This is a genomic window from Planococcus sp. TJ-201, assembly GCF_058268495.1.
The window spans coordinates 1,043,789-1,059,391 of record NZ_JBZDOG010000001.1 but is presented as its reverse complement, the minus strand read 5'-3'; the positions used below and the strand labels follow the sequence as shown (position 1 = coordinate 1,059,391).

Sequence of the window (15,603 nt, the reverse complement as noted above, 5' to 3'; positions counted from 1 at the left end):
AAGGGGATGCAATATGAAGAACAGCAAATGGGTGTCGATTTTATCGGCTAGTGCGTTAACTTTGTCTTTACTCGCACCAGCAGCAGCAGCGGCACCAATCGAGGCAACGCCAACAGCGAATGACTGGAACAGTGAACGATACGGGGATCGGATCGATATCGATCAAAGCTTAAATGATTTGACGCAAGATCCAAACTTCCAAAAAGAAGCGGATAAAAAGATTAAAGCGCAAGCTGATGAAGTGGCTAACGGAACGACTGATGCACAAGCCGACGATCCATTTACATACGATGGCGGCACTAAAATGTTCTTGGACCGCAATTTAGCTTTTAAAGAATTTACACTGCGCAGTGTCGGAGAGAATGTCGAAATCTGGGTAGCCAAAGACTTGGCATATGGGCCGGATAATCCGAAACCAGCTGATGTGGTGACACAGGCGCAAGTAGACAAATTAAAGGCTGAATTCGATAGCAATATTTATCCAGTTGCGACGGATTTCTTTGGAACACCAGACGTATTGGATGGCACCGGTTCGCCGCTTCCTGAAATGGTCGGCCTTCCTGAAGGCTATTACGAAGGATCCGATAAAGTTATCATGCTAGTCGATAATGTGCAGGATGAAGGTTGGAACAACCCAAGCTATCCGTTCTTTGTAGCTGGCTTTTTCTGGCAGACACTTGAAAATTACACAGACCGCAACATCATCACAATTGATACAAATACATGGGAAACACGTCTTGAAGACACGTTTTTTGCCACGACAATCCATGAATTGCAGCATTTGATCCAAGCCGATAACGACGGTTCTGAAGAAACCTGGTTGAATGAAGGGATGTCCACATTCTCTGAATACCTGGGTGGTTATGGCCATGGTGAAGGATCCATCAACTTCTATTTGGATCATCCGGAAAACTCTCTTGTCAACTGGGATGAGCATGGAACTGCAGCAACGGGACCTGAAACAATTGCGGACTATGGCCAGGTCTACTTGTTCACTTTGTATATGTATGACAAGTTTGGACAGGAATTTATCCGTGAGCTAGCGACAGATGGCGACACTCAAGGGATGGCGAGCGTCAACAAAGTGTTGCAGGACTACGGAACCAATAAAACGTTCACGGAAGTTTATCAAAACTTCATGACGGCTTTGACTCTGGATAACTCAAAAGTCAGCAGCGATTACAATATCGACAGCATCGACCTGCGCAGCCTGCCAGTTGGCACTGCCGGCGAAGTAAGAGGCAAAACAGTAGACTTTGAAAAGGCGAAGACTTTTGAAAAAGAAGGCGTTCCAGCATGGGGTGGAGACTTTAAAGAGTTTAACTTTGGAAAAGATGTTCGCGGTTTGGAATTTGACGGCGTTGATTTCCTTCCACTGCAATGGGAGACTGCTGCAAATCCATTGGATGCTTCTGAACAAGTATTGCACGCAAACAACGGAGACGAAGCAGACCAGGCATTAATCTTTGGAGCAACGGTTCCAACGGATAACCCAGTGCTTGCGTTTGACCATTATTACGATATCGAAGAAGGCTGGGATTATGCTGTAGTTCAGGTTTCTACTGACAATGGCGAAACATGGACTTCTCTCGAAAATGAAAACACGCGCAATGATGTTGTTGAAGAAGGTCACCCAACAATCAAAGAAAACGTACCAGGTTTCACAGGCCATAAACTGGATTGGACTACTGAAACATTCGATCTTTCAGCGTATGCTGGGCAGGATGTATTGGTATCATTCCGGAACTTGACCGACTGGGGCTATAACGATACAGGATGGTTCATCAAGAACGTTCAATTGGGTGATTTCTCAGCCGCTGGAACATCAACGGATGGTTTCCAGTCATTGGGCCAATTGAAAGGCGACTATGTCAACTTCACCACAACCTTTATCCAAACGATGAAAAATGGCAAGGAACGGGTCTTCCACGTGGATCCATATAATGTAACGGAAAAACAGGCCTTGGACCTTAAGCAAGTTCTTCGTGAGGGCAATGTTAAGATGATCACTTCTTATGCTGCAGAAGAAGGACAAAAAGAAGCGAAAGAATTTACGTACGAAGTGATTTACAAGAAAGACAAGCCGAGCAAAGAAAAAGGCAATAACAAAGGCAAAGGCAAAGGTAAAAAATAAACCAAAAGCGGACCTCGGTCCGCTTTTTCTTTTGGAAAAAATGGCTGTATGTTAAGATGATTAGAGAATTTCGTTTTGAAAGGAAGAGGACATTGTCAAAAAAACTAGATGCATTTTTAGATGAGAACTTAACAGAACTAAAAGAACAAGGTCTTTACAATGAAATTGATCCAGTTGAAGGACCAAATGGCCCAATCATTAAAGTTCGCGGCAAAGAGTTGATTAATTTATCTTCAAACAACTACTTGGGTCTAGCAACCAATGAAGATTTAAAGCAAGTGGCAAAAGATGCCATCGATAAATATGGAGTTGGTGCAGGTGCGGTCCGGACAATCAACGGTACGCTTGATTTGCACGTGAAGTTGGAAGAAAAATTGGCGGAGTTTAAAGGCACAGAAGCAGCGATTTCATACCAATCCGGATTCAACTGTAACATGGCGGCCATTTCAGCTGTCATGGACAAGAACGATGCGATTTTATCCGATCAATTAAACCACGCATCCATCATTGATGGCTGCCGCTTATCAAAAGCGAAAATTATCGCCTTTAAACATTCCGATATGGAAGACTTGCGCCTGAAAGCAAAAGAAGCGACAGAATCAGGCCTTTACAAGAAAGTCATGGTCATCACAGACGGTGTCTTTTCGATGGATGGCGATATTGCCAAGCTTCCAGAAATCGTAGAAATTGCCAAAGAGTTCGACTTGATTACGTATGTGGATGATGCACACGGATCAGGTGTTACTGGAAAAGGGAAAGGCACCGTGAAGCATTTCGGCCTTGAAAAAGAGATCGACATGCAAATGGGAACTTTGTCTAAAGCAGTCGGTGTTGTCGGCGGTTATGTAGCCGGCAAGAAAAATCTTATCGATTGGCTGAAAGTTCGTTCGCGTCCTTTCTTATTCTCAACAGCGGTAACTCCGGGAGATGTTGCAGCCATCACAGCAGCGGTTCAAATGATCATCGATTCTACAGAACTCCACGATAAGCTGTGGGACAACGGCGATTACTTGAAAAAAGGCTTGGATGCATTAGGCTTCGATATCGGCCATTCAGAAACGCCAATCACGCCTTGCATCATCGGCGACGAAAAGCTGACGCAGGAATTTTCGAAGCGCTTGTTCGAAGAAGGCGTCTATGCCAAATCAATCGTCTTCCCAACTGTTCCAAAAGGCACTGGACGCGTCCGCAACATGCCAACAGCTGCCCACACGAAAGAAATGCTCGATGAAGCCATTGCGACGTACGAAAAAGTCGGCAAAGAATTAGGCGTCATCAATTAATAGACAAAAAACACGCCAGGCGCATATGCCCGGCGTGTTTTTATTTCCAAATATAACCTATACATGCCGATTTGGGCAATATACTTTCCAAACAAGGAAGAATACTTTCCAAACTCCGTCAAATACTGTCCAAAACGACAGGAATACTTTCCACAGCCATTCCTTGCGCTTCAAAGTAAATCGCAGCGAACATTTTCGCCGTCACCAGCATCGCGGTTTCATTAAAATCGAAGTTTTCATGATGATGTGGATAAACGTCACCACTGTTTTCCATTTTCGCGCCGACAAAAAAGTAAGCACCGGGTTTTGCCTGTGTAAAATAAGTGAAATCCTCAACCGGCATGACCGGATCGATCTCCACAACATCTTCTTCACCCAGCAAGCCGCGTCCTGCACTGCGGATCAGATTTGCTTCAGCCGGATGGTTCCAGAGCGCATCATAGCCATTTTCAATAAATACTTCAGCCGTGGCGCCCATCGCGATGGCGACATTCTCCACAATCGTCCGCAGGCGCTGGCTGGCAAGTTTGCGAAGTTCGGGATCAAACACGCGGATCGTGCCTTCAAGGACAGCCTTTCCGGGAATAACGTTGTCGGCGTCGCCCGCATGGAACTTGCCGATTGAGACGACCAATTCTTTTAACGGATCGGCATTGCGGCTGACAATCGATTGCAGCGCGATCATGATATGGGAGGCGGCCAAAATCGGATCGACGCCGTTATGCGGCTCTGCGCCGTGAGCTCCGGAGCCGTGAACGACAATTTTAACGGTATCTTCGGAAGCTTGCAAAAAACCATCACGCAAATAAATGCGGCCGCTGTCCAATTTGCTTTGCAGATGCGCACCGTACACAGCATCGACACCATCCAGGCAACCGTCCTCAATCATGGCACGCGCACCGCCGGGAGACACTTCTTCCCCGAATTGATGGATGAGCACAACAGTGCCTGGCAATTCGTCCTGAATAGCCATCATGGCTTTCGCAAAGCCCAGCAACGCAGCAGTATGGCCATCATGTCCACAAGCGTGCATAACACCAGCAACAGTGGATTTATAAGGGACATCTTTTTGATCATGAATTGGCAGAGCATCAAAATCCGCACGGAACGCGATTGTCTTGCCGGGCTTGCCGCCGCGGATCGTCCCGACGATACCGCGTCCGCCAACTCCTCGTCGAACGTCCACGCCCATTTCTTCCAGTCGATCTGCAATAAATGCCGGAGTGGCCACTTCTTGATGCGATAGCTCGGGATGTCTATGCAAATGCCTTCTTGTGTTCACCATTTCCTCGTATAGCGATTCAATGTGCTGGGTTATTGTCATCTCTTAAAACTCCTTTGGCTATAAAATATAATATCAATCAGTCCCAAATTTCACTATAGTAGAAGTATACAGGAAGTTAAATCCATTGGAGGCTGTCAAATGAAAATCACAAAAGCGTCATTGCATGCAGTCAGGTTCCCTCTTAAAGAGCCATTCATTATATCTTATGCAACTTACCCGGATATGCCGGCATTAATTGTTGTGCTGGAAACGGATTCGGGCTTAATCGGCTACGGGGAAGCGGTACCGGATGAACATGTGACAGGAGAATATTTTGCATCAGCATTTGAAATACTGAAGGAATTGTTCTTGCCCGCCGTGATTGGAATGAGTCCCTTTGACATTGAAGCCATCCATTCAAACATGCAGGGCTTGATGTCAGGCAACTCAGCTGCTAAAGCCGCTGTGGATATCGCTTGCTACGACTTGATGGGCAAAGCGGTGGGCCAGCCAGTCTACAATTTAATTGGAGGGCAGGCAACAGCGGACTTGGATTATCCACGGGTTCTCAGCATCGAAGCGCCTGAAATTATGGCAGCGAAAGCAAAAAGTGCTGTAGAACTGGGCTATGCTTCCTTAAAGCTGAAAGTAGGGAAAGGGCAAGCGCAGGAAGATGTGGACCGGATTTTAGCGGTTCGCAAAGCAGTTGGCAGAGACATGCCGATACGTGTGGATGTCAATCAAGGATGGAAAACGCCGGGCATTGCCGTAGCTGCGATCAAACAGCTGGAAGGGGCTAATATTGCCTGGATTGAACAGCCAATTCGCATGGGAGATATCCGTGGACTGGCGGAGGTCCGTGCAAAAACAGCTGTTCCCATAATGGCTGATGAAAGCATCCAATCGATGGACGACTTGCTGGAAATCATCCGGCTGCAGGCGGCCGATGTTATTAACATTAAGCTAATGAAATGCGCCGGTATTTTCCACGCCACACAAATGGCCAAAGCTGCTGAGGCAGCAGGCATTCAGTGCCAAGTCGGCTCCATGGTGGAATCATCCATCGGTTCAGCTGCAGGCTACCACGTAGCGATGTCACGCATCAATATCGAAAGCACAGAATTAACCGGTCCGCTGCTTTTCAGCGAAGAAATTGGTGACTTAAACTATCAACATCCTTATGTATTGTTGTCTGGCAAACCGGGCCTTGGTGTAGAAGTGGATCAAGCGCAACTGGAAAAGTTGACCGTTCAACAGTGGAGCAGTCAACTATAATAATAAAAAACTCGCAGACCCCATGGGCCGCGAGTTTTTTATATGATATCTGTTTCCTGAATCAAATTCAAGAAACGTTGTGTTCGTTCTTCTTTCGGGTGATTGAAAATGTCTTCCGGTTTGCCGCGTTCGATAATGCGTCCTTCGTCCATAAACAGCACTTCGTCTGCCACGCCTTTGGCAAAACGCATTTCATGGGTCACCACAACCATCGTCATGCCTTCGGCAGCCAAGTCTTTCATAACCTGCAGCACTTCGCCAACCAACTCAGGATCGAGCGCAGACGTCGGTTCATCGAACAGCATAACTTTCGGTTCCAGTGCCAGCGCACGGGCAATGCCAACGCGCTGCTGCTGGCCGCCGCTCAGCTGAAATGGGTACTCATTGATTTTTTCGCCGAGTCCGACTTTCGTCAGCAACTGCTCAGCTTTTTTTCTGGCCAGCTTTTTATCTTGTTTTTGGACTGTGATGGGACCTTCCATGACGTTTTCAAGCGCCGTCATGTGAGGAAACAAGTTGTAATGTTGAAAAACCATTGCCGACTGTTTACGAAAAGCCATAATCTGTTTTTTCGACAACGATTTAGAAAAGTCGACCGTTTGTTCATCAATCGTCACGGATCCGGAAGTTGGTGTTTCCAGTGTATTGAGGCAGCGCAAGAATGTCGTCTTGCCAGAACCGGAGGGTCCGATCACGACAATAGCCTGACCTTTTTGGACGTCTGCATCAATGCCTTTCAACACTTCAAGATCTCCGAACTTCTTATGCAAATTTTTGATTGAAATCATATTGGACTCCTTACTGCAATCAGTGAACTGCTTTTATTATCTGGAAACATAGCGGTCAAAACGATTTTCGAGTCTTCCTTGCACGAGTGACAAGGCAAAGCAGATGATCCAGTAAAGCAAGGCCGCTTGTCCGTATAACAGCAGGAACTCATAGTTGGTCGCGGCGATTTGCTGGGCGACTCTAAACATCTCCGTCACTAGGATAAGAGAAGCGAGTGATGTATCTTTGATCAAGCTAATAAATGTATTCGAAAGAGGGGGCAAGGAAACACGCGATGCCTGGGGCAAAATAACGCGCCGCAGCGATTGCGTGTAAGACATTCCGATTGTATCTGCAGCTTCCCATTGTCCTTTTGGAATCGACAGAATGGCTGCTCGAATTACCTCAGAAGCATAGGCACCGACATTTAGTGAAAAGCCGATAACTGCCGCCGGAAATGGATCGATTGTAATGCCGAGCGTCGGTAATCCATAAAATAGGATGAACAATTGAACCAGTAACGGTGTGCCCCGGATAATAGAAACGTAAATCCGAGCAATGATTTGGAAAATTTTCACGGTTGAAATTCGCGCCAAAGCTGTTAGGACTGCTAAGATCAACCCAAAAATAAAGGAAATGATCGAAAGAGGCAACGTAAATTGAATCGTTGCCTCGATTAATGGAAGAAATGAGGATTGCGCAATATCCACAAGCCGTTCCATTCTGACCGGATCCGAAAAAATGCTATTCAAGTACATTTTCACCAAACCATTTATCTGAAATTTCATCGTATGTGCCGTCTTCAATCATGTCAGCCAAAGCTTGGTTGACTTCATCTACGATTGCACCGCTGTCTTGTCTGAACAACAATCCGCTTTGTGCAGCATCTTCAGACTCATCAACAACTTTTACTTGCGCATCCGGACGCTGATTCAAGAAATCCAAAACGGTTAAATTATCGTTTACTGTTGCATCAACGCGTCCAGAATTTAATAATTCAATGGCCTGGTTAAATCCTTCAACGCCTTCAAGTTCTGCACCAAATGATGTTGCTGTTTCAGCGTAGTTGCTTGTCAAAGATTGTGCAGATAGTTTGCCTTCCAAGTCGTCAAAGCTTTGAATTTCAGTGTCGTCTTCTGCAACTACTAATACGGCAGTAGAAGTGATGTATGGATCTGAAAACTCATAGCTTTCTTCGCGCTCCGGGTTGATCCCAACCTGGTTGGCTACCATATCAAAACGGGAAGCATCCAAACCTGCAAACATTGCGTCCCATTGTGTTTCAAGAAATTCAGCTTCCACGCCCAAGCGATCTGCTACTTCACGTGCGATTTCAACATCAAACCCAGTTAGTTCACCGGTCTCATCGTGGAACGTGAAAGGAGGGTAAGTTCCTTCTGTACCAATCACCAATGTTCCTTCTTCTTGAACTTTAGCAAGTAGATCGTCTGCCGCTTCGCCGTTTTCCGCTGCATCATCCGTCGTTGGATCTTCTTCAGTGGATCCGCCGCCGCAAGCCGCCAATACCAACATTGCCATCAATAATAAAAATGCCAAACTAAATTTCTTCATAAAAATTTCTCCTCTATTCTTTTATAATTTGAGTTCCGTGATTCCGTGATGAATGTTTATAATCCTTTAAGTTCCTTCCATCCATAATGAATGCAAAAAGTAAAACCAGTTTGACCAACTGGAATAGTAGGTTTAAGAATAAAAAAAGGAATGTTTATATTCAAACTAACAGAATCCTGAAGCTGATTTATTATAGCATGCCTTTACAGCAGTCTCAAATGAAGTGAACGCAAAAAAAAATCCACTTTATTGACGGGTCTTCAAAACGTCATTCCGCCGGCACTTAAAGCTTTTGGAGATATGGACTGCCAAGCTTTAGTGTTCTTAATCCCAAAAAAATGTTTGTGTTTTTAAAGAGAACATCTTATAATAACTTAATAATAAAGCTTAAAATAACAAGGTTTATAAGGAATATTTTGTGTTTTTAAGCAGGACAATCGTTTTATCGAAAAGGAGTGTTGAAAATGGAGCGAATTATGATTACAGGTGCTTTGGGACAAATCGGGTCGGAGCTTGTCGGAAAAATGCGCAGCATTTATGGACATGACAATGTACTGGCGACAGATATCCGCCAGACTGCCGATCAATCAGGTCCTTTTGAAATTTTGGATGTCACAGATGCACAGAGAATGCACGATTTGGCAAAGTATTTTGGAGCGGATACAATGGTCCATATGGCAGCTTTATTGTCTGCGACTGCTGAAGAAAAACCGCTGCTTGCCTGGAACCTGAATATGGGCGGCCTTGTAAATGCGCTCGAAGCATCTCGTGAGCTTGGCATGCAATTTTTCACACCCAGTTCCATTGGCGCATTCGGTCCATCAACACCTAAAAACAATACACCGCAAGATACGCTGCAGCGTCCAACTACGATGTACGGTGTCAACAAAGTTGCCGGTGAATTATTGTGTGATTATTACCATACAAGGTTTGGCGTCGATACACGCGGCGTCCGTTTTCCAGGGTTAGTTTCAAACGTGGCACAGCCTGGCGGCGGGACAACTGATTACGCAGTGGATATCTATTACAAAGCAATCGAGCAAGGCAGTTACACGTCCTACATTGCTGAAGGCACCTATATGGACATGATGTATATGCCAGATGCACTGCAAGCCATCGTCGACTTGATGGAAGCAGATCCTGCCAAATTGATTCATCGAAATGCATTTAATGTAACGGCGATGAGCTTTGAACCGGAGCAGATCGCGGCATCGATCCGCAAGTACATTCCTGATTTCAAGCTGTCTTATGCAGTTGATCCAATCCGCCAGGAAATTGCAGACAGCTGGCCGGATAGTATTGATGCATCTGCGGCCAAATCCGAATGGGGCTTTAAAGCTTCTTACGATTTGGATGCGATGACTTTCGATATGCTGGAAAAACTAAAAAAAAAGCTTCAGCTCGTTTAAGTGAATCTCGTTGAATTGATGAAAATTATAAAAACGCCATCCGCAGCATGCGGATGGCGTTTTTAGGTTTGATTAGAATAACAAATGCGCGACACCGACGATAATCGGCAAAGCGATTACTGTACGAAGCAGGAAGATGATGATCAGGTCAAAGATGTTGACGGGTATCTTAGAGCCGAGCAACAATCCACCGACTTCAGACATGTAAATTAATTGCGTTACTGACATAGTAGCGACAACAAAACGCGTCATCTCGGACTCAATGCTTGCTCCCAAAATAGCAGGCAAGAACATATCAGCGAATCCAACAACCATTAATTGCGCGGCTTCAGCTGCTTCTGGAACACCAAGCAATCTCAAATACGGTTCGAATGGCAATCCGAGTACTGTAAATACGGACGTGTACTCAGCCAAGATTAAAGCAACTGTACCGAACGCCATAACGACGGGTGCAACACCGATCCACATATCCAGCACATTTTTAAAGCCGTCTTTAAAAAACTTGCTGACGGAGCGGTTATCTTCTGCCTTCGTTAACGCATTTTCGATGCCGTGAGAAGCGACACTGTAACCTTCTGGAACATCTTCTGTCTGAGATTCCTGTGGAGAACCATCCATGAAAGTGGTTGGTTTTTTTGACAGGGGATAAATGCGCGGCATGATGAGCGCAAGAATAATACCTGCAAGGATTACAGTTCCATAGTAAGGCAAGAAGTAGTTGCCAAGACCGATTTCCTGAATGACAACAATAGCGAAAGTAATCGAAACTACTGAGAAAGTGGTTCCAATGATAGCTGCTTCACGCTGTGTGTATTTGTTTGCTTCGTATTGTTTGCTTGTCAATAAAACGCCAATTGTGCCATCTCCAACCCATGATGCCAAAGCGTCGATCGACGAGCGGCCAGGTAAACGGAAAAGCGGACGCATGATTTTCACCATCATCGTACCAAAAAATTCCAATAAACCGAAATTCATCAAAAGTGGAAGGAAAAGTCCGGCAAACAAGAAGATAGTAAAAAGGAAAGACAGCAAGCCATCTCCTGCAAGCAGAAGGCCACCCGTGTTTTCGTTCCAAACGGGTTCAGGTCCAACTTGGAACAGGACCATAACTGCAAAAACTGCGCCAAGAATCCGAACGATCGTCCAGAAAAGATTGACGTTGAAAAGCTTGTCGATAAACGAAACATCTTCTGTTTCATTAACTTTTTTCGTAATAAAGAGCAATGAACCCAAAGCGGCTACAATCAAGATGCCCATCATAATCCACGGTACGATGGATTCAATGGATCCAGCCATGAAGTTGGCAAGAACTGCTATGGTTACCATCCAGCCATCTTCAGTTGGAATTGGCACCAGGAAAAGCAGGATTCCGAGTAAAGAAGGAATCAGAAACAGTAGCCAGGTTGAAGCAGAAAACTTTTTCACAAATAACTCCCCCTTTTTCTAAGTGCATAAATACGCATGTTAATGACTGTTTATGTATTCGTTTCTTTATGAAAACGCTTTACAGCCAATGTTTATATTATCTGAAAACGTTCATAAAAAATACCCCCAACTGAGAAAAAGTTGAGGGATCGCTCATTTAAAAGGATTTTTCGAAATCTTCATCCCATCGATAATTATAAAATCGTTCTTTTGTCAGCCAGTTTTCTGTCTCGGGATCGCCTTGCTCGAGCTTGTGTTCCATTTCTTCAAGCATCCAGGCAGTTTGAGAGATGTGGGCTTTCATGGAATTCATTTTTTGATCGCGGACTTCACGGATATCGTAGACGACATCAGGTTGTCCGAGCACTTCCATAGTATTGTTCGCAAAAGCAACGCAATGCAGTGTTGGGCGATCTTTCATTCGGCGAACCGCACGGACAACCGCTCTGGCAGTTGCTTCATGGTCCGGATGGACAGCAAAGTCTGGATAGAAAGTGATGATTTTCGAAGGATTCAGCTCTTCAATTAAATCAGTCATCAATCCGACCATTTTCTCGTCGTCTTCAAATTCAATGGTTTTATCACGCAGCCCCATCATCCGAAGATCGGTCAGTCCCATTGCATCTGCAGAAGCCTGAAGCTCTTTTTTGCGGATGACCGGAAGTGATTCTCTCGTCGCAAACGGAGGATTGCCCAAGTTACGGCCCATTTCGCCGAGTGTCAAGCAGGCGTATGTAACCGGAGTGCCTTGGTTGATATGTGTCGTAATCGTTCCTGAAACTCCGAACGCTTCATCATCCGGGTGTGGGAAGACGACCAGCACATGGCGTTCTTCTGAAATTGTCATTGTGAGTGCCTCCCTTAATAACTGAACGGTGTTTCGCTGATTTGCAGCGCTACCGCCAATTTTCCAGAGCCATCGTGTCCTGCCAAAAGCAAGCGGCCCTGATCATCCAATTCGTAATGGGTTATGCCTTGCGCATAGACCCAGCCATGCGGCAATTTCAGTCCAACGCGATGCGGGCTGTCGCCGACTACTTTACCAAGTTCATAATTAATGACAACGTTGCGGATAAATGCACCGGCGTTGAAAAAGCCTTCGTTAAAATGCGTCGCATACGAGCCGTTTGTCGTTTCCAAATGAAGGTAGACATCTCTGCCTGCGAATGCATCCAACTCAACCTGCAGTTTTTTTACTTCAACTAGTTCCATGATGTGCCTCCTATACAATCGGTATTCTAACAGTATAGGGAATTACGGCAGATAATGCGATTAGGATGCTTAACGGGCAAGTATTATGCTGGAATTTCTTCCGACCGCCCCTCAAAAGCTGTTAAGCGCACCTCATGTTGCAATAACCGCACCTCACAGGCCCAAAACCGCACCATATTCGCCAATGGCCGCACCTCACGACACAAAAACCGCACCTCAATCCGACAGCAATAAAATCTGGTCGCAAAAAAACTGTCGCTGAAAGTCATTTTCATGACTTTCAGCGACAGCCTGTTCGAATCCATTTTATAATTCAGTTACTTCAACTTCGGATTTTGTAAATTTCGATGCAGCACCGTGCATAACGGGGCCGACATATTCATTCAGCTTCCAGCCGTGCTGGATGGCTGTTGCGACAAAAACTTTGGCATTCAAGACTGCGTCTTTGACCGATTGGCCATTTGCCAAGTTGGCCGTGATTGCTGCTGCGAATGTGCAGCCAGCACCGTGGTTGTAAGTAGTGTCTGTTTTTTCAGATGTCAGCAGATAATGTGTTTTGCCATCAAACAGTAAATCGGCCGCTTTTTCATGTTTTAACTGCTTGCCGCCTTTGATGACTACATACTCAGCGCCGTGCGCGTAGATTTTTTCAGCTGCTCTTTGCATATCTTCCACAGTCTGCAAAGTACCTTGTCCTGATAATTGACCTGCTTCTACCAAGTTTGGTGTCACAACTTTGGCGTTTGGCAATAAATACTGGATCATGGCATCCACGTTTTCAGGGAATAGGACTTCGTCTTCACCTTTGCACGCCATAACCGGATCAATGACAACATCTTTGATGCCAGATTCGGCAATGGCTTTGCCGGCCATTTCGATAATATCGACAGTTGGCAGCATGCCCGTTTTCAACGCATCAACACCGGTAGAAAACGCTGTGGTTAATTGAGCATCCAGCGTATCGAGTGCGATGGGGTGAATTCCATGGCTCCAGCCATTTTCAGGATCCATAGTGACAATAACGGTCAATGCATTCATGCCGTATGTGCCGTGTTCCTGGAATGTTTTAAGGTCTGCCTGTATGCCTGCTCCGCCGGAAGTGTCAGAACCAGCGATTGTTAAGGTTTTTTTGAGTGTCATTCGAATATCTCCTTTAAGTGGATTATGTCATTGCCCCCATTTTAACAAAAATTCGAGCATTTACAACGGATTGCGCTTATTTGGCGCAAGCAGCAAAACAGTTGTGGCAATGCAGATTAGCAGGAAGATGGTGGTGAAAATGCCCATCAATAGAAAGCCGCTTTTAAAAAGACCAATCGCAATAAGTAATGTTAGAATGGAAACAACTGCTACAAGTAGGCCAAGACAGCCCAATGCGGCGCGCTTTGCGCCTTCTGGTGCACTTGTGCCTTTAGTTTTTGAAACACTGGTGATTTTTTCTCGCCAATCGGCCATCCTGATCGCTCCTTTAAGCAATCGTACCATGAAGCCAGGATGAATAGAACATAGGAAAGTAGGGGTTTTCTTGGCGAAAGATCCAAAATTGACAGAAATCGAACGTTTATTGGCAGAAATGAAAGAGCAAGGGAATACGAAAGAATCCGGCTTTTGGAAAAGCACGAAATTGATGATGAGTGTATGGCGCAATTCGTTTCTGGTGCTAATCGCGGTTTTATTGCTATTAGCCGTGGCTTTGCCGCTCGGTGCATTTTGGATGATCCAAGGCAGCACCTTTACTGAAAGCAAAGGCGCTTTTTTAGAACGTGTGCAGGACTTGAATGAATTGTCGACAGCGGAAGCTTTTTCAAAAGTCATTATTGAACGCGAAGACAATGCGGTATTTGGCCAGGAAATCGGGCTTGATCTGCCGGGCACGAGACGGCAATTGCTTGTCGTGATTCCTGGATCGGTCCGCGCTGGCATCGATTTTTCCAAAGTGGGCGAGGACGACATCGTTCTTGATGAAGAAGCCCAAACAGCCACATTAACCTTGCCGCCAGCAGAATTTCTTGGAGGCCCGGAGCTTTTTATGGACCAAGTAGAAGTGTATTCATATGAAGGGCTATTCCGCAGTGGGGCTGACATTTCTGAAGCTTACGAACTGGCAGAAGAGGCGAAAAACCTGATGCTCGAAGAAACGGAGGGCCAAGGTGTGCTGCAAACTGCAGAAGACAATGCGGCTCGTTCGGTTCAAGAAATGTTCAATTTGGTAGACTATGATGTAACGGTAGAGTTTGAGGAGTGAGAGGTATGAAAAAACAAATTTTTCACAATGACTGGCAGGATGTTGTGGGTGCAGAGTTCGAGAAGCCATATTATTTAGAACTGCGTGAGTTTTTGAAAGAAGAGTATGCAGCAAAAACCATTTACCCTGCCATGGAAAACATTTGGTCGGCTTTTGAACATACCGCGTATCAAGATGTCAAAGTGGTAATTCTGGGACAGGATCCTTACCACGGACCGAACCAAGCACATGGCTTAAGCTTTTCGGTCCAATCGGGAGTGCCGCATCCACCGAGCCTGCGTAATATGCTCAAAGAATTGAAGGAAGACATTGGCTGCGGGAAACCACAGGACGGCACCTTGACGAAATGGACTGACCAAGGCGTGCTGATGATGAACACCGTCCTCACGGTAAGAGCCGGTGAAGCGAATTCACATCGCAATAAAGGATGGGAAACGTTTACGGATCAAGTGATCAGTAAATTGTCTGAGCGTGAAGAGCCGGTTATTTTTGTGTTGTGGGGAAAACCTGCCCAAACGAAAAAACGGCTCATCGACCTCGATAAGCACGACGTTCTCGAAGCACCGCATCCGAGCCCGCTGAGCGCGAGCCGTGGATTTTTTGGCAGCCGTCCGTATTCAAAAGTGAACAGTCTGTTACAAAGCCGCGGCCAAGCGCCGATCGATTTCTGTTTAGACTGACCTGTGATAGAATGCCGTGGTAAACTGGAGTTAATTCGAAACGGAGAGGGGGCTGTACCATGGCCATCGATACAATGCGTATTTTAACTGAAATCGACAAGCACACAATGCGTGCCCGAACCAGCGATCCTGCAAAAGTGCGTGACTCTGTTGCGGCGATCCGCGCGTTATGTGATTTGCTGCTGGAGGATGATCAACCGATGATCGAGAAGCAAGCACCGCGTGCTATGCCGCTTGCTTCCCCTCAGCCGCAGGCGGTTTCTGCCGTCAACAAGCTGAAAGAAGAAGACGCAAACGGCGATTCGCTGTTTGAATTTTAAATGGAAAGAGGAAGTT

The 15,603-nt window shown here is 45.7% G+C and carries 16 protein-coding genes; 7 read left to right on the top strand and 9 right to left on the bottom strand.

From position 1 onward, the window contains the following. Positions 1 to 13 precede the first annotated feature (13 nt). Together AC4EG4_RS05345 and AC4EG4_RS05340 are read left to right on the top strand one after the other, a co-directional pair. A complete protein-coding gene (locus AC4EG4_RS05345) occupies positions 14 to 2,134 on the top strand; it encodes a peptidase M6 (protein WP_490987126.1) in 2,121 nt (706 codons plus the stop codon). Positions 2,135 to 2,226: 92 nt separating this feature from the next. Then, positions 2,227 to 3,417 (top strand): glycine C-acetyltransferase, encoded by a 1,191-nt coding sequence (locus tag AC4EG4_RS05340; RefSeq protein ID WP_490987125.1) that lies wholly within the window; start codon positions 2,227 to 2,229, stop codon positions 3,415 to 3,417. Between the two features lie 118 nt (positions 3,418 to 3,535). On the opposite strand, the gene AC4EG4_RS05335 is transcribed toward AC4EG4_RS05340, so the two are convergent. Next, positions 3,536 to 4,741 carry a M20 metallopeptidase family protein gene (locus AC4EG4_RS05335; RefSeq protein WP_490987124.1) on the bottom strand — a complete coding sequence of 402 codons (1,206 nt, stop codon included), beginning with the start codon at positions 4,739 to 4,741 and terminating at the stop codon, positions 3,536 to 3,538. Positions 4,742 to 4,840: 99 nt separating this feature from the next. Here AC4EG4_RS05335 and AC4EG4_RS05330 point away from each other — a divergent pair, with 99 nt between their 5' ends. Next, the gene (locus AC4EG4_RS05330; RefSeq protein WP_490987123.1) at positions 4,841 to 5,956 is read left to right on the top strand and encodes a mandelate racemase/muconate lactonizing enzyme family protein; all 1,116 of its coding nucleotides are present in this window, start codon (positions 4,841 to 4,843) and stop codon (positions 5,954 to 5,956) included. 38 nt (positions 5,957 to 5,994) lie between these two features. On the opposite strand, the gene AC4EG4_RS05325 is transcribed toward AC4EG4_RS05330, so the two are convergent. The 3 genes from AC4EG4_RS05325 to AC4EG4_RS05315 are packed head-to-tail and all read right to left on the bottom strand — an operon-like array spanning position 5,995 to position 8,296. Beyond that, a complete protein-coding gene (locus AC4EG4_RS05325) occupies positions 5,995 to 6,744 on the bottom strand; it encodes an amino acid ABC transporter ATP-binding protein (RefSeq protein WP_490987122.1) in 750 nt (249 codons plus the stop codon). A gap of 36 nt (positions 6,745 to 6,780) precedes the next feature. Then, a complete protein-coding gene (locus AC4EG4_RS05320; RefSeq protein ID WP_490977916.1) occupies positions 6,781 to 7,482 on the bottom strand; it encodes an amino acid ABC transporter permease in 702 nt (233 codons plus the stop codon). Continuing rightward, positions 7,469 to 8,296, bottom strand: coding sequence for an amino acid ABC transporter substrate-binding protein (locus tag AC4EG4_RS05315; RefSeq protein ID WP_490977339.1), 828 nt, complete (start codon positions 8,294 to 8,296; stop codon positions 7,469 to 7,471). The genes AC4EG4_RS05320 and AC4EG4_RS05315 overlap by 14 nt, the downstream gene beginning before the upstream one ends. Positions 8,297 to 8,760: 464 nt before the next feature. Between AC4EG4_RS05315 and AC4EG4_RS05310 the strand changes: the two genes are divergently transcribed. Further along, on the top strand, positions 8,761 to 9,705 hold the full coding sequence (locus AC4EG4_RS05310) for an L-threonine 3-dehydrogenase (protein ID WP_490987121.1): 945 nt from the start codon (positions 8,761 to 8,763) through the stop codon (positions 9,703 to 9,705). Positions 9,706 to 9,777: 72 nt separating this feature from the next. Here the strand turns inward: AC4EG4_RS05310 and AC4EG4_RS05305 are convergent, their stop codons facing one another. The 5 genes from AC4EG4_RS05305 to AC4EG4_RS05285 form a co-directional block, all read right to left on the bottom strand. Further along, the gene (locus AC4EG4_RS05305; RefSeq protein ID WP_490977341.1) at positions 9,778 to 11,130 is read right to left on the bottom strand and encodes a YjiH family protein; all 1,353 of its coding nucleotides are present in this window, start codon (positions 11,128 to 11,130) and stop codon (positions 9,778 to 9,780) included. Between the two features lie 157 nt (positions 11,131 to 11,287). Then, positions 11,288 to 11,977 (bottom strand): bacillithiol biosynthesis deacetylase BshB2, encoded by a 690-nt coding sequence (gene bshB2, locus AC4EG4_RS05300; protein ID WP_490987120.1) that lies wholly within the window; start codon positions 11,975 to 11,977, stop codon positions 11,288 to 11,290. A 14-nt stretch (positions 11,978 to 11,991) separates the two neighbouring features. After that, positions 11,992 to 12,342 carry a YojF family protein gene (locus AC4EG4_RS05295; protein WP_490977343.1) on the bottom strand — a complete coding sequence of 117 codons (351 nt, stop codon included), beginning with the start codon at positions 12,340 to 12,342 and terminating at the stop codon, positions 11,992 to 11,994. A 306-nt stretch (positions 12,343 to 12,648) separates the two neighbouring features. Further along, positions 12,649 to 13,482 (bottom strand): pyridoxine/pyridoxal/pyridoxamine kinase, encoded by an 834-nt coding sequence (gene pdxK, locus AC4EG4_RS05290; protein WP_490977346.1) that lies wholly within the window; start codon positions 13,480 to 13,482, stop codon positions 12,649 to 12,651. Between the two features lie 60 nt (positions 13,483 to 13,542). Next, the gene (locus AC4EG4_RS05285) at positions 13,543 to 13,797 is read right to left on the bottom strand and encodes a hypothetical protein (RefSeq protein WP_490987119.1); all 255 of its coding nucleotides are present in this window, start codon (positions 13,795 to 13,797) and stop codon (positions 13,543 to 13,545) included. 70 nt (positions 13,798 to 13,867) lie between these two features. Between AC4EG4_RS05285 and AC4EG4_RS05280 the strand changes: the two genes are divergently transcribed. The 3 genes from AC4EG4_RS05280 to AC4EG4_RS05270 are packed head-to-tail and all read left to right on the top strand — an operon-like array spanning position 13,868 to position 15,587. Further along, positions 13,868 to 14,587, top strand: a complete 720-nt coding sequence (locus tag AC4EG4_RS05280) for a DUF4230 domain-containing protein (RefSeq protein WP_490977348.1) — start codon at positions 13,868 to 13,870, stop codon at positions 14,585 to 14,587. Between the two features lie 5 nt (positions 14,588 to 14,592). Then, on the top strand, positions 14,593 to 15,267 hold the full coding sequence (locus AC4EG4_RS05275; protein ID WP_490987118.1) for a uracil-DNA glycosylase: 675 nt from the start codon (positions 14,593 to 14,595) through the stop codon (positions 15,265 to 15,267). A gap of 59 nt (positions 15,268 to 15,326) precedes the next feature. After that, entirely contained in the window at positions 15,327 to 15,587 is a 261-nt protein-coding gene (locus AC4EG4_RS05270) for a YwdI family protein (RefSeq protein ID WP_490977350.1), read from the top strand. Positions 15,588 to 15,603 lie beyond the last annotated feature (16 nt).